At 70.9% G+C, this 14420-nt stretch carries 12 protein-coding genes; 2 read left to right on the forward strand and 10 right to left on the reverse strand.

The window, feature by feature from the left end; all coding sequences use genetic code 11:
• The first annotated feature begins 297 nt into the window (after positions 1–297).
• On the forward strand, positions 298–930 hold the full coding sequence (locus N4G63_RS11230) for a response regulator (protein ID WP_260788502.1): 633 nt from the start codon (positions 298–300) through the stop codon (positions 928–930).
• 116 nt (positions 931–1046) lie between these two features.
• Here the strand turns inward: N4G63_RS11230 and N4G63_RS11235 are convergent, their stop codons facing one another.
• The 4 genes from N4G63_RS11235 to xseB are packed head-to-tail and all read right to left on the reverse strand — an operon-like array spanning position 1047 to position 5494.
• Positions 1047–2285, reverse strand: a complete 1239-nt coding sequence (locus tag N4G63_RS11235) for an SUMF1/EgtB/PvdO family nonheme iron enzyme (protein ID WP_260788503.1) — start codon at positions 2283–2285, stop codon at positions 1047–1049.
• A gap of 57 nt (positions 2286–2342) precedes the next feature.
• Positions 2343–4271 carry a 1-deoxy-D-xylulose-5-phosphate synthase gene (gene dxs, locus N4G63_RS11240; RefSeq protein ID WP_260788504.1) on the reverse strand — a complete coding sequence of 643 codons (1929 nt, stop codon included), beginning with the start codon at positions 4269–4271 and terminating at the stop codon, positions 2343–2345.
• A gap of 25 nt (positions 4272–4296) precedes the next feature.
• On the reverse strand, positions 4297–5202 hold the full coding sequence (locus N4G63_RS11245; protein WP_443112028.1) for a polyprenyl synthetase family protein: 906 nt from the start codon (positions 5200–5202) through the stop codon (positions 4297–4299).
• A 58-nt stretch (positions 5203–5260) separates the two neighbouring features.
• A complete protein-coding gene (gene xseB, locus N4G63_RS11250) occupies positions 5261–5494 on the reverse strand; it encodes an exodeoxyribonuclease VII small subunit (RefSeq protein ID WP_260788505.1) in 234 nt (77 codons plus the stop codon).
• Between the two features lie 214 nt (positions 5495–5708).
• On the opposite strand from xseB, the gene N4G63_RS11255 reads away from it, so the two are divergent.
• Positions 5709–6872, forward strand: a complete 1164-nt coding sequence (locus N4G63_RS11255) for an aromatic ring-hydroxylating oxygenase subunit alpha (protein WP_314599685.1) — start codon at positions 5709–5711, stop codon at positions 6870–6872.
• A gap of 156 nt (positions 6873–7028) precedes the next feature.
• On the opposite strand, the gene N4G63_RS11260 is transcribed toward N4G63_RS11255, so the two are convergent.
• The 6 genes from N4G63_RS11260 to N4G63_RS11285 form a co-directional block, all read right to left on the reverse strand.
• Positions 7029–7481 (reverse strand): MarR family winged helix-turn-helix transcriptional regulator, encoded by a 453-nt coding sequence (locus N4G63_RS11260; protein WP_260788507.1) that lies wholly within the window; start codon positions 7479–7481, stop codon positions 7029–7031.
• Positions 7481–9283, reverse strand: coding sequence for an acyl-CoA dehydrogenase family protein (locus N4G63_RS11265; RefSeq protein ID WP_260788508.1), 1803 nt, complete (start codon positions 9281–9283; stop codon positions 7481–7483). The genes N4G63_RS11260 and N4G63_RS11265 overlap by 1 nt, the downstream gene beginning before the upstream one ends.
• Positions 9284–9433: 150 nt before the next feature.
• Positions 9434–10162: an ABC transporter ATP-binding protein gene (locus tag N4G63_RS11270; RefSeq protein WP_260788509.1), complete on the reverse strand. Its 729-nt coding sequence runs from the start codon at positions 10160–10162 to the stop codon at positions 9434–9436.
• A gap of 2 nt (positions 10163–10164) precedes the next feature.
• Positions 10165–11925, reverse strand: a complete 1761-nt coding sequence (locus N4G63_RS11275; RefSeq protein WP_260788714.1) for a branched-chain amino acid ABC transporter ATP-binding protein/permease — start codon at positions 11923–11925, stop codon at positions 10165–10167.
• Positions 11926–11935: 10 nt separating this feature from the next.
• Entirely contained in the window at positions 11936–12973 is a 1038-nt protein-coding gene (locus N4G63_RS11280; RefSeq protein ID WP_260788510.1) for a branched-chain amino acid ABC transporter permease, read from the reverse strand.
• A 290-nt stretch (positions 12974–13263) separates the two neighbouring features.
• Positions 13264–14400 (reverse strand): ABC transporter substrate-binding protein, encoded by a 1137-nt coding sequence (locus N4G63_RS11285; RefSeq protein ID WP_260788511.1) that lies wholly within the window; start codon positions 14398–14400, stop codon positions 13264–13266.
• Positions 14401–14420 lie beyond the last annotated feature (20 nt).

Consider the following 14420-nt stretch of genomic DNA (forward strand, 5'->3'; position numbering starts at 1 on the left):
GCGGATACGTGGACGGCCAGGGCCGCACTGTCGCTGTGCCACGGTGGCGTCACCAACCCGGCATTTACCCGGGCGCTGCTGCAAATCGGATCAACCCGGATGCGCATTTGGTATCGTGTCGCCAAGTGGCACGACAAGCCGCATGTCAGGGATTGGAATCACGATGTATCGAATGCCGCTTTTCCGGCCGATGCCCCAGCTGCGGCCACGCCACAGTGCGGGGCGTGCAGCTGGCGAGCCCACAGGCCCGCCGACCCGGTGCCCAGCCACGCGCCGCGCAGTGAACGGATCAGTGCCATGACCCGGATCTATCTTGTCGACGACCAGGCCATCTTGCGCGATGGCCTGCAGGCGCTGCTCGAATCGGCCGGCCATGAGGTCGTGGGCACGGCCAGCGAGCCAACCCAGGCTGTTGCAGAAGCACAACAGCGCCAGGCGCAGGTGATGCTGCTCGACCTGGGCCTGGGCGAGCGCTCGGGTTTCGAGGTGCTGCACGAGCTGCGGCGCCGCGACGCCACGGTGCGCGCCGTGGTGCTGACCATGTCGGAGCAGCCACGCCATGTGGCCGAGGCCGTGCGCCTGGGCGCCTCGGGCTATGTGCTCAAGGATGCCGGCGCCGCCGAGCTGCTGCAGGCCATCGACGCGGTGGCCGCCGGCCGCCGCTTCTTCGGCCCGCAGGTGGCCGACCTGGCCTTGCAGGCACTCACCGCCCCCACCACCGACGACGCGTTTGCCACGCTGTCACCACGCGAGCGCCAGATCATCACGATGGTGGTCAACGGCCTGTCCAGCGCCGCCATCGGCGTGCAGCTGCACCTCTCGCCCAAGACCGTGGACACCTACCGCAGCCGCATCATGGCCAAGCTGGGCGTGCACGGCGTGACCGGCCTGGTACGCCTGGCGGTGCGCGAGGGGTTGGTGGAAAAGTAGCTGGGGCACCCGGCGCCGCGGGTACGCGGCGCCACCCGCCGGGCGGGTGCGCGGGCCTGCTTGGGAGCGGCCCGGCGCTGGCCCGCGGATGGGGCACCCGGCGCCGCACGCTGCGCTCAGAGCGCGCAGCTGCGAAACCCGCAGAACAGCTCGTCGGCGGCGGCCGGCACAAAGCGGCGGGCGCGGGCGTGGCGCAGGCGCGGGCTGGCCAGCAGGGTGGCGCCGCGCAGCACGCGCTGGCCTGGCAGCACCTGCAGTGCGGCCGGTGCGCCGGGCCAGGCACGGGCGCTGCCGGCCGTCCACTCGAGCACCTCGCCCCACACAAAGCCGCGCTGCGTGGCACGCGCTGCGGCCAGCTCCCATTCGGGCTCGGTGGGCAGGCGGCGGCCGGCCCAGCGACACCAGGCCTCGGCCTCGTGGGCGCTGACATGCAGCACCGGCTGTGCACCGGGCACGCGCTGCATGCGGCCCTGGCGGCGCGCCAGCACGCCACCGGTGACCTGCTCGACATAGCGCGGGGCGCGGCGGGTGGTGGCCTCCAGCCACTCCCAGCCCTCGTGGCCCCACCAGCGGCGCTGGTCGTAGCCGCCATCGTCGATGAACTCGGCATAGGCGGCCCAGCCCACCGGCTGGGCATCGATCTCGAACTCGGGCACGCTCAGCTCGTGCGCCCAGCACTCGTTGTCGGGCACGTAGCCACCGCGCGCCGAGCCCAGCTGCATGCGCTGGCCGGGCATGCCGATGGCGTCGCGCCGCGTGCGGGCCGGCAGCTCGGGCAGCCAGCCGGCCTGCTGCGGCCCGTTCAGGCGGTCAGGGCCCAGGTCGAGCGCCTGGGCCAGCACCGCCAGCGTCTCGCCCACCGCGTCTTCGTGCAACAAGGCCATGCGAAACACGTGCAGGGCGGCATCGTCCACGGGCCCGGGGCCGAGCTTGTCCAGCAGCTCGAGCGTGGCCTCCAGCGTGCTGCCCAGGTAGCGGCGCAGCGCCTCGGCGCCGGGCAGCGCGTCCTGCCAGCGCTCGGCGCGGGTCAGCGACTGGGGATCGAACCAGGCATCGGCACAGGGCTCGGTCGAAGCCAGGCGCAGGCCCGCCGGATCGGCCGCCGCACCGCGGCCGCGCTGCACGTGGCGGGCGATCCAGTATTCCTGGTACCAGGCGGCATGGCCCACCCACCACAGCGGCGGGTCGAAGTCGTCGAAGGGCACCCGAAAGCTCAGGTCCTCGAAGGCCGCCAGCCAGCCCAGCGTGCGGCTGCGGGCGTCCATCAGCGCCAGCGACAGCAGGTCGGCGCCGGCCTGGCGCATGGCCTGGGCGTCGTGCACCGCCGGGTTGATCAGCGAGGTGCCGGTGGACATGGTGGGCGCCGGGCCTTCGCTGCGGGGGTGCTGACGATGGCCCGGTGCACCGGCCGGTCAGTCGTTGACCGCCGGCCGCGCCACCAGCGACAAGGCCGGCCCGAAGCGCTTGCGCACCGCCGCCTCGATGCCCGCGGCATCCAGCCCGCACAGCGCCAGCAGCCGCGCCGGATCGCCATGCTCGATGAACTCGTCGGGCAGGCCCAGGTGCAGCAGCGGCACGCTGATGCCGGCGGCGGCCAGCGCCTCGCCCACGGCACTGCCGGCACCACCGGCGATGCAGCCTTCCTCGATCGTCACCAGCGCGTCGTGGCTTCGTGCCAGGCTGCACAGCAGCTCGGTGTCGAGCGGCTTGGCAAAGCGCATGTTGGCCACGCTGGCATCCAGCGCCTCGGCCGCGGCCAGCGCCGGGTGCAGCAGCGTGCCGAAGGCCAGGATGGCGATGCGCCGTGCCGCCACGCCACCCGCCCCCTGCGGCAGGCTGCTGTTGCGGCGCATTTCGCCCCGGCCCCAGGGCAGTTCGGCCAGGCCGGGCTCGATGGCGCGACCGATGCCGGCGCCGCGCGGATAGCGCACCGCGGTCGGGTGATCGCGCCGGTAGGCGGTGGTCAGCGCTTTGCGGCATTCGTCCTCGTCGGACGGGGTGAGCACGGCCATGTTCGGCACACAGCGCAGGAAGGCGATGTCGTAGGCGCCGGCATGCGTGGCGCCGTCGGCGCCCACCAGGCCGGCGCGGTCGAGCGCCAACATCACCGGCAGGTTCTGCAGCGCCACATCGTGGATCAGCTGGTCGTAGCCGCGCTGCAGAAAGGTGGAGTAGATCGCCAGCACCGGCTTGAAGCCCTCGCAGGCCAGGCCGCCGGCAAAGGTGACGGCATGCTGCTCGGCAATGCCCACGTCGTGGTAGCGCTTGGGAAAGCGCTGCTCGAACTCGACCATGCCCGAGCCCTCACGCATGGCGGGCGTGATGCCCACCAGGCGGGGGTCGGCCGCGGCCATGTCGCACAGCCACTGGCCGAACACCTGGGTGAAGGTGGTCTTGGGCGGCGCGCTGGGCTTGGTCAGGCCCACGCTGGGGTCGAACTTGCCCGGGCCGTGGTAGTTGATCGGGTCGGCTTCGGCCAGCTTGTAGCCGTAGCCCTTCTTGGTGACCACGTGCAGGAACTGCGGGCCGCGCTTGTCGCGCAGGTTCTCCAACGTGGGAATCAGCGCGTCGAGGTCATGGCCGTCGATCGGGCCCACATAGGTGAAGCCCAGCTCCTCGAAGATGGTGCCGGGCACCACCATGCCCTTGGTGTGCTCCTCGAAGCGGCGCGCAAACTCGTACAGCGGCGTGTTCTTGAGCACGCTCTTGGCGCCCTCGCGCGCGGCGCTGTAGAAATTGCCGCTCATCAGGCGTGCCAGGTGCTTGTTCAGCGCACCCACCGGCGGGCTGATCGACATGTCGTTGTCGTTGAGCACCACCAGCATGTCGGCCGGGCCCACGCCATGCGGCGATCCGCCGTGGTTCATGGCCTCGAAGGCCATGCCGCCGGTCAGCGCGCCATCGCCGATCACCGCCACCACATGGCGGCGCTCGCCCTTCAGCTTGGCGGCGTGGGCCATGCCCAGCGCGGCCGAGATGCTGGTGCTGGAATGGCCGGTGCCGAAGGTGTCGTAGTCGCTCTCGGCGCGGCGCGGAAAGCCGCTGATGCCGCCCATCTGCTTGAGCGTGGCCATGGCCTCGCGCCGGCCGGTGAGGATCTTGTGCGGATAGGTCTGGTGGCCCACGTCCCACACCAGGCGGTCGTGCGGCGTGTCGAACACATAGTGCAGCGCGATGGTGAGCTCCACCGTGCCGAGGTTGGACGACAGATGGCCGCCGGTCTTGGCCACGCTTTCGAGCAGATAGGCCCGCAGCTCCTGCGCCAGCGTGCGCAGCTGCGGCCGCGACAGGCGGCGCAGCTCGGCCGGGGTGGAAATGGTGTGCAGCAGCGAATAAGGCATGGGCGTGAACTCCAGAAGCCGCGGCTCAGCAGTCGCGGTCGACGACCATGTCGGCCAGCTGGCGCAGATCGCCGATCTCGGTGAGGCCGCTGCGCGACAGCGCATCCACGGCAGCCGCATGCAGTGCATGCGCCTGGCGGCGGGCCTCGTCGAGGCCCAGCACGGTGACATAGGTCGGCTTGTTGGCGTCGAGGTCCTTGCCGGCGGTCTTGCCCAGGGTCTCGGAAGCCTGGGTCACGTCGAGGATGTCGTCGACCACCTGGAAGGCCAGGCCCAGCGCCGCCCCGAAATCGGACAACGCCGCCCAGGCCGTGGCGTCGCAGGGGCCGGTGGCGGCCCCCATCAGCACGCTGGCCTGCAGCAGCGCGCCGGTCTTGCGGCGGTGCATGTTGCGCAGCGCCGCCTCGTCGAGTGGCTTGCCGGTGGCCGCCAGGTCGATGGCCTGGCCACCGGCCATGCCGGCGTGGCCCGCGGAACGCGCCAGCAGCGCCACCAGGCGGGCCTGCAGCGCCGGCGGCAGGCCGGGCTCGGCATCGGGCGTCAGCACCTCGAAGGCCAGGGCCTGCATGGCATCTCCGGCCAGCATGGCCGTGGCCTCGCCGAACTGCACATGCACGGTGGGCTTGCCGCGGCGCAGCACGTCGTTGTCCATGCAGGGCATGTCGTCGTGCACCAGCGAGTAGGCGTGGATCAGCTCCACCGCCACGGCGGCACGCATGGCGGCAGCGCAATGGCCTTGCACCGCCTCGGCGGCGGCGCAGACCAGCAGCGGGCGCAGGCGCTTGCCGCCGTCGAGCACGCCGTAGCGCATGGCCGCGCCCAGGCCCGCCGGCGCGTCGGCAGGCACCCAGGCGCCGAGCGCCTGCTCCACCTGCACCAGCTGCTCGCGCACCCAGGCCTCGAAGCGCTCGCCAGACAGCACGGCGCTCACTGCACCACCCTCTGCGCCGTGCGCTGCGGGATTCGCGCTGGGGAACGGCCCGGCGGGCTCATGCACCGGTCCACTCGGTCAGCTGGCCGTCTTCCAGCACCTTGACCTGCGACTCCACCGCCTGCAGGCGCTCGCGGCACAGGGCCAGCAGCGCGCTGCCGCGCTGGTAGTGGCCCAGCAGGCCGTCCAGCGGCAGCTGCCCGCCTTCCATGGCCTGCACCAGGCGCTCGAGTTCGGCCAGCGCGTCTTCGTAACGGTCGGGCAGGTCAGGCGCGGATGCGGTGGCGGTCATGGGGGCGGCAGGTCTGGGCAATCCGCGATTTTAGTCGCGCCGCCGAGGGGCCCCGTCCAGCGGCCGGACAGGCCAATCCACCCGGCGGGCTACAATGCGGCCTCGACGGTCACCCGCGTTTCGCGAGGTGGCCGTTTTCATCATCGACAGTCCCATCCCGCGGGGCCACCGGGTGGGGGGTTTTTGACATCCTTTTTGGGAGATCCTGGGGATCATGTCGGACCTGAGCGCCAGTCTCGAAGCTCTTGCGCGCAACCAGCACCGTGTCGACGACCGGTCCGCGCGCTCGCAACTCTCCGTCACCACCTATTTCTCGGACGATCTGTTTCGTCGCGAGATGGAGCTGATCTACCAGCACGGCCCGCGCTACCTGGGGCATGAGCTGGCGGTGCCCGAGGTGGGTGATTTCTACGCCCTGCCGCAAGAAGGCGAAGGCCGTGCGCTGGTGCGCACGCCGCAGGGCGTGGAGCTGATCTCGAACGTCTGCCGGCACCGCCAGGCGGTGATGCTGCGCGGGCGGGGCAACACCCGGACCAATGGCGGCGGCGGCAACATCGTGTGCCCGCTGCACCGCTGGACCTACGATCTGCAGGGCCAGCTGCTGGGCGCACCGCTGTTCGACCACGACCCCTGCCTGAACCTCAACCGCTACCGCACGCGCAGCTGGAACGGCATGGTGTTCGAGGACAACGGCCGCGACATCGGCGCCGAGCTGGGCCAGGTGGGCCCGCGCGCCGACCTCGACTTCTCGGGCTATGTGCTCGACAAGGTGCACATCCACGAGTGCGACTACAACTGGAAGACCTTCATCGAGGTCTACCTCGAGGACTACCACGTCGGGCCCTTTCACCCGGGGCTGGGCCGCTTCGTCACCTGCGACGACCTGCGCTGGGAGTTCAGCCCGCACCACTCGGTGCAGACCGTGGGCATCAACGACTCGCTGCGCCAGGCCGGCTCGCCGGCCTACAAGCGCTGGCACGAGGCGGTGCTGGCGCTGGGCAACGGCGCGCCGCCCAAGCAGGGCGCGATCTGGCTGACCTACTACCCGAACATCATGGTCGAGTGGTATCCGCATGTGCTGGTGGTCTCGACGCTGTACCCCAAGGGGCCGCAGAAGACGCTGAACATGGTGGAGTTCTACTACCCCGAGGAGATCGCCGCCTTCGAGCGCGAGTTCATCGAGGCCGAGCAGAACGCCTACATGGAAACCTGCGTCGAGGACGACGAGATAGCGCTGCGCATGGACGCTGGCCGCCGTGCGCTGATGGAACGCGGCGACGATGAAGCCGGCCCGTACCAGAGCCCGATGGAAGACGGCATGCGCCACTTCCACGAGTGGTACCGGCGCGTGATGGGCATCGGCCGCGCCCCCTGGTGACCGGAGCCCCCGGCTTGCCGGGTACGGCAAGCCACCCCCGTGGCCCCGTGAGGGGCCGCTTCGCAGCCCTGGGGTAGCGCGGCCGCTTCGGAGCGGCCGGGCGCTGCCCGCGCTTCCCTTCGACGAGGTCGTTCCCTTCGATGGGGATCGCTACGTTCAGCGAGCTGCTACCTTTCGCAGGAGCTCGATCAGCATCAGCCGCTCGGCACGGGTGAGCCGGCTGTCGAGTTCGCGCTCCATCGGCACGGCAGCGGTGGCGCCGGCCTCGGCCACGCGCTGACCTTCCGGCGTGAGCACCACGTTGTGGCTGCGGCGGTCGGCCTCGCTGCGCTCGCGGCGGATCAGCTCGCGCTGCTGCAGGCGGTCGAGCAGCAGCGTCAGGTTGGGCGCCGACAGCGCCAGTGCCTGGCCCAGGCGCTTGGGCGGCAGCGGCCCGTTGGCCAGCAGCAGCAGCAGCAGCGAGTACTCCACCTTGCGCAGGTTCAGCGGCTCGCCGACATGGCGGTAGAAGGTGTCCATGGTGGTCACCGTGGCGGTGGCCAGGTGAAAGCCCAGCACCTCCTCGAGTGCGCCCAGCGACAGCGCCTGGCCGGCGGTTCGCGTGGCCATCAGACGGCCACCCGCGCCAGGTGCGGCAGCACCGCGCCGCGCCGGCCCACACGCGCCCAGTGCACCTGGGCCTGCGGCAGCAGCCAGTCGATGCCGTGGCGGGCGGCGTCCAGCCAATCCTGCGCGCTGCGGCCGCCGGGGGCCGGCGCACGCGCCGGGTTGGCGCTGCAGCGGGCAATGCGCGCCCAGGCCCAGGCCAGCAAGGCATGGCCCACGCCGGCCAGCATGTCATCGGCCACGCGCAGCGGGTATTCGGCATCGCCATCGCGGCCGGTCAGCAGCGCGGCCAGGGCCTGGCGCCAGGCGTCGAGCTGCGCGTCCAGCGCCTCGGCAAAGGGCTGCAGCGCGGCATCGGTGCGGCACAACACGGCCTCGGCGGCCAGCTCGTCGATCAGGACGCCGGCGCGCTGGCCCCCGTCGTCGAGCAGCTTGCGCAGCACCAGGTCGATGGCCTGGATCTCGTTGGTGCCCTCGTAGATCATGGCGATGCGGCTGTCGCGCACCGTCTGCTCGATGCCGTACTCGGCCACGAAGCCATAGCCGCCCCAGGCCTGCAGGGCGTCGTCGGCGCCGCGGTGGCCCAGCTCGGTGAAGAAGGCCTTGGCCACCGGGGTGAGGATGGCCACCTGGCCAGCCGCTGCGGCGCGGCGCGTGGCATCGGGGTGCTGCGCGGCCTCGTCGAGCAGCATGGCGCAGCGCAGGGCCACCACGCGGGCGGCATCCGTGCGCGCGCGCAGGCCCAGCAGCAGGCGGCGCATGGCCGGGTGCCAGGCGATGGGGTCGCCGCCCTGCTCCGGGCTGGCGCCTGGCGGCTGCGACGGCGCGCGCATCTGCACCCGCCCGGCCGCATAGCGCCAGGCGTTCTGCGTGGCGGCCTCCAGGTGGCCCAGGCCCTGCATGGCCACATGCAGGCGGGCCGAGTTCATCATCCTGAACATGGCGGCCAGGCCGCGGTGCGGCTCGCCGATCAGCCAGCCCTCGGCCTGCTCAAAGCGCATCTGGCAGGTGGCGCTGCCATGGATGCCCATCTTGTGCTCGATGCCGTCGCAATGCACCGCGTTGCGCTGTCCGTCCGGCAGGATCTTCGGCACCAGCGCCAGCGACAGGCCCTTGCTGCCCGCGCCGGCACCGGGCAGGCGGCACAGCACCAGGTGCACGATGTTGTCGCTGAGGTCGTGCTCGCCGCCGCTGATGAAGACCTTGCTGCCGCTGATGCGCAGCGGCGCGCCGTTGGCGGCAGGCTGGCCAGCCACCAGCTCGGCGCGGGTGCGCACCTGGCCCAGGTCGCTGCCGGCCTGCGGCTCGGTCAGGCACATGGTGGCCAGCCATTGGCCGCTCACCAGCGGCGCCAGGTAGCGCGCGCGCAGCTCGGGCACGGCGTCGTGGCGCACCACCTCGCAGGCGCCGTGCAGCAGGCCGGGGTACATGGTCCAGCCATGGTTGGCGGCCGCGATCATCTCGTTGAGCGGCATGTTCAGGGCCGCGGGCAGGCCCTGACCGCCGTCCTCGGGCGCGGCGGCCAGCGCCGGCCAGCCGCCCTGCACATAGGCGGCCCAGGCCTCGCGAAAGCCCGGCGGCGTGACCACGCCCTGGGGCGACCAGCGGCAACCCACGCGGTCGCCGCCGGCATTCAAAGGCGCCAGCACCTGCGAGGCAAAGCGGCCGGCTTCGCTCAGCACCTGGGCGGCGGTGTCGGCATCCAGCTCGGCATGGGCGGGCAGCGTGGCCCACTGGGCCGGCGCATCGAGCACCTGCACCAGCACATGCAGCATGTCGGCCACCGGGGCCTGGTAGGTCCACATCGTTCTCGCTCCCTATGGATTGACCGGCAAGCGCTGCGCGGCTGGCGTGGCAAGCAGGCTCAGCCTGGCTCGCGCCGCGCCGCCGTGCGCCTGTGCGGCCGGCAGCCGCGGCCCGGGATGTGTGCGCGCAGCAGGTTCATCGCTGCCTGGTCAGGCCTGCTTCTTGGCGGCGCCCAGGTAGGTCTCGACCACGCGCGGATCATGGGCCAGCGCGCTGGCGGGGCCTTCCAGCGCAAAGGCACCGGTCTCGAGCACATAGCCGTGGTCGGCCACCTCCAGCGCGGCGCGGGCGTTCTGCTCGACCAGCAGGATGGAGACGCCCTGCTCGCGCAGCGACGCGATGATGCGGAAGATCTCGCGCACGATCAACGGCGCCAGGCCCAGGCTGGGTTCGTCCAGCATCAGCAGCTTGGGGCCCGACATCAGCGCGCGGCCCACGGCCAGCATCTGCCGCTCGCCGCCCGACAGCGTGCCGGCCAGCTGGGCACGGCGCTCCTTCAGGCGCGGAAAGGTGGTGTACACGCGCTCCAGCGCGTCCTTCCAGTCGCGGCGCTGCTTCATCGCGCGCCAGGCGCCGAGCACCAGGTTGTCCTCGACCGGCATGGTGCCGAACAGCTCGCGTTTCTCGGGCACCAGGGCCATGCCCAGCATCACGCGCTCTTCGAGCGTGACGTCGGCCAGGTCGGTGCCGTCGAACACGATCTGGCCGCGCGCCGGCAACACTGCCATCAGCGCGTTCAGCGTGGTGCTCTTGCCGGCGCCGTTGGGGCCGATGATGGTGATGACCTGGCCCTTGGCCAGCCCGAAGTTCAGGCCCGACAGCACCTCGGCGCGGCCGTAGCCGGCGTGGAGGTCTCGCACTTCCAACAAGGCTGCCATGTCTAGTGTTCCGTTCCAAGGTAGGCGGCGCGCACCACCGGGCTGGCCTGCACCTCGTCGGGCGTGCCTTCGATCAGCTTGGTGCCGAACTCCATGACCACGATGCGGTCGACCAGGCCCATCACGAAGTCCATGTCGTGCTCGACCAGCAGGATGCTCATGCCCTCGCGCTTGAGCTGGCGCAGCACGTCGGCCAGGGCCTGCTTCTCCTTGTGGCGCAGGCCGGCGGCAGGCTCGTCCAGCAGCAGCAGGGCCGGGTCGGTGCACAGCGCGCGGGCAATCTCCATCAGGCGCTGCGGGCCCAGCGCCAGGTTGCCCGCCAGTTCGTGCATCTGGCCGTCCATGCCGATGCGCCTGAGCTGCGCCTCGGCCTCGGCAAACAGGCGCCGCTCTTCGGCGCGATCCAGCCGCAGCATGGCGCGCAGCGGCCCGGCCGAGCTGCGCAGGTAGCCGCCCAGCGCCACGTTCTCGAGCACGGTCATCTCGGGAATCATCTTGACGTGCTGGAAGGTGCGCGACATGCCGCGCCGCGCGATCTCGCGCGAGGCCAGGCCGCCCACCGCCTCGCCGCGAAAGCGCACCGCGCCGCGGGTGAGCGGCAGCACGCCGGTGACCAGGTTGAAGGTGGTGCTCTTGCCGGCGCCGTTGGGGCCGATCAGGCCCATGATGTCGCCGGCGCGGATCTCGAAGCTGACGTCGTTGACGGCCACCAGGCCACCGAACTCCTTGCGCACCGCCTCCACCTGCAGCAGGGCCTCGCCGCGCTGCGGCTTGCTGCGCGCCGGCAGGGCCGGAGCGCCCTCCCAGTCGCGCACGCGGCGCGGCGCCGGCAGCCAGCGCGAGACAAAGGGCCACAGGCCGTCGGGCGCGTACTTCAGCACCGCCACCAGCACCAGGCCGAAGACGATGATCTCGAAGTTGCCCGAGGCGCCGATCAGCTTGGGCAGCAGCACCTGCAGCTGGTCTTCGACGATCTTCACCACGCCGGCGCCCAGGAAGGCGCCCCAGACATGGCCCACGCCGCCCAGCACCGCCATGAACAGGTACTCGATGCCCTTGTGGATGCCGAAGGGCGACGGATTGACCGTGCGCTGGAAGTGCGCAAACAGCCAGCCCGAGACGGCCGCCAGCACCGCGGCGATGACGAAGATCACCACCTTGTAGTGGAAGGTCGAGATGCCCATGGCCTCGGCCATGGTGGTGCCGCTCTTGAGCGCGCGGATGGCGCGCCCGGGCCGGCTGTCCAGCAGGTGGGTGACGGCCAGCGCCGCGGCCAGGGCCACGGCCCAGATCAGCACGCAGATGCCGCGGCCCGAGCCCAGGCTGAAGCCCGCCACCTCGAGCGCCGGCACGCCCAGCAGGCCGTCGTACTTGCCCAGGAACTCCATGTTGGCCATGGTGTAGTTCAGCGCCAGGCCCCAGGCGATGGTGGCCAGCGGCAGGTAGTGGCCCGACATGCGCAGCGTGATGGCGCCCAGCACCAGCGCCACCAGCACGCTCAGGCCCACGCCCACGAACAGCGTGAGCCAGGGCGAGACGCCCATCTTCACGCTGAGAAAGGCCGCGGTGTAGGCGCCCACGCCGACAAAGGCCGCCTGGCCGAAGGAGGTGAGCCCGGCCACGCCGGTGAGCAGCACCAGGCCCAGCGAGACGATGGCGTACAGGCCGATGTAGTTGAGCTGGGTGATCCAGAACTCGGGCACCGGCAGGGCCGGCAGCGCCAGCATCAGCAGCGCAAAGGCGGGAAAGGCAAAACGTTGCATGGCGGCCATCTCAATGCTCCTCGGCATGCGGGTCGCGCAGGCTGCGCCACAGCAGCACCGGCACGATGGCGCCGAACACGATCACCTCCTTGAAGGCGCTGGCCCAGAACGAGCCGAAACTTTCGAGCAGGCCCACGCCGATCGCCCCCAGCAGGGCCATCGGGTAGCTGGCCAGGCCGCCGAACACCGCGGCCACGAAGCCCTTCAGGCCGATCAGGAAGCCCGAGTCGTAGAACACCGTGGTGGTGGGCCCGATCAGCAGGCCCGACAGCGCGCCGATGAAGGCCGCCAGCGTGAAGGTGAGCTGGCCCGCCGATTCACTGCTGATGCCCATCAGCCGTGCGCCCAGGCGGTTCACCGCGGTGGCACGCAGGGCCTTGCCGTAGAGGCTGCGCTCGAAGAACAGCCACAGCGCGACGATCAGCGCCACCGAGGCCAGCATGATGATCAGGGTTTGGCCGCTGAAGGTGAGCGGGCCGAGGTTGAAGCGCTCGTCCCAGAAGCTCGGGTTGCGAAAGCCCTCGGCGCCGAAGAACAGCAGGCCCAGGCCGGTGAGCGCGAAGTGCACGCCCACCGAGACGATCAGCAGCACCAGCACCGAGGCATCGGCCAGCGACTGGTAGGCCACCCGGTACAGCAGCGTGCCAAAGGGCGTGACCAGGGCCAGCGTGAGTGCCGCCTGGGCCAGCAGCGGCCACTTCTGCGGCGCCGCCCAGGCCACGAACAGCGCAATGGCCACCGGGTAGGCGGTGAGCCCCAGCACCCGGCGGGCAATGCGTGCCGGCCGCTGGTGATGCTGCAGGCCCTCGATCACCTCGGCCACCGCGGCGCAGCCCGCCAGCACCAGCAGGAACCACACCGTGCCGGGCACCTGCCCCTGCTGCAGCAGCGCCAGCGTGAGCGCGCCAAAGGCCACGTACTCGCCCTGCGGGATGAAGATCACCCGCGTGACGGCGAACACCAGCACCGTGGCCAGCGCCAGCAGCGCATACACCGCGCCGTTGGTGACGCCATCCAGCGCCAGGATGCTTGCGATCGAGAAGTCCATGCGAAATCCAGTGCCGGAGCGCTGCAAGCGGTTTGCCGCAGTTCACCAACCGACCAGTCGGTCGATGATAAGAAGCCAGCGGCGGCGGAGGGATGTCAAAAAGCCTAGGGAGAACCCTGCTCGGTTCAGGCAGGTCACTGCCCCAACCCAGCGGCCGCCGCGGAACCGGCTCCGCCGGGCCGCTGGCGGCCCTTGCAGGCCGCGCCGGGTCTTGCGACCCGGCCGCTCGCCAGGCGAAGCCGGTCCACTGGACCGTCTTCGTCCGGGCTCGCCCCCCTGGGGGTCAAAGATCAGTTCGCCAAGACCCAGTCGGCGTTCTTCACTTGGAGCATCACGCCGGTTTCCATCGTGTAGCCCCAGTGGTTGTCGGCCGTCCAGTTCAGGATGCCGTGGGCCAGCACGGTGCGGCCCATGGTCTCGAAGGCCTCCTTCAGCGCGGCGCGGAACTCCGGCGTGCCCGGCTTGGCCTTCTTGAGGGCCATCGGCACGGCCTTCTCGAGGATGATCTGGGCGTCGTAGGCGTGGCCGGCAAACTGGTTGGCGGTGTTGGCGCCGTAGGCCTTCTCGTACTGGGTCAGGAAGGCCTTGGACACGGCCTTGCTGGGATGGTTGTCGGGCAGGATGTCGCCCACCGTGGCCGGGCCCGAGACGACGAAGGCGCCCTCCACGTCCTTGCCGCCCACGCGCATCAGGTCCATCGAGGCGGCGGCATGGGTCTGGTAGATCCGGCCCTTGAAGCCGCGCTCCACCACCGCCTTGTGCGGCATGGCCGCGCCCGAGCCCGAGGCCACGATCAGCATCGCGTCGGGGTTGGCGGCGCCCAGCTTGAGCGCCTGGGCGGTGACCGAGGTGTCGGTGCGCGCAAACCGCTCGGTGGCCACGATCTTGATGCCGGCCTTGTCGGCCTCGGCGGTGGCGGCCTTCAGCCACAGCTCGCCATAGGCGTCGGTGTAGCCCAGAAAGCCCACCGTCTTGATGCCCAGCTTCTTCATGTGGCCGAACATGGCGTGGGCCATCACGTCGTTGCTCTGCGGCAGGCGGAACACCCAGCCGTCCTGGCCCGGCGGCAGGCCCACCGGCGAGGCGGCCATCTGCACCGTCTTGGCCTCGCCGGCCACCGGCGCCATCGCCGCGGCCACCGCGGTGATGCACGAGCCGATGATCAGGTCGACCTTGTCCTCGCTGACGAAGCGGCGCGCATTGGTGGCGCCCTTGCCGGGATCGGTGGCGTCGTCCAGGATGATCAGGTTGACCTTCTCGCCGGCAATCGTCTTGGGAAACAGCTTGAACTGGTTCTGCATCGGGATGCCCAGGCCGGAGCCCGGCCCGGTGAGCGCCAGGCTCACGCCGATGTTGATGTCGGCCAGGGCCGGCGCGGCGGCCAGCAGCATGGCGGCAGTGGCCAGCAGGGTCTTGATCGGCTTCATCGCTTGTCTCCTCGGAGCTC

It is taken from the genome of Aquabacterium sp. OR-4 (genome assembly GCF_025290835.2).
Lineage (GTDB): Bacteria > Pseudomonadota > Gammaproteobacteria > Burkholderiales > Burkholderiaceae_C > Pseudaquabacterium.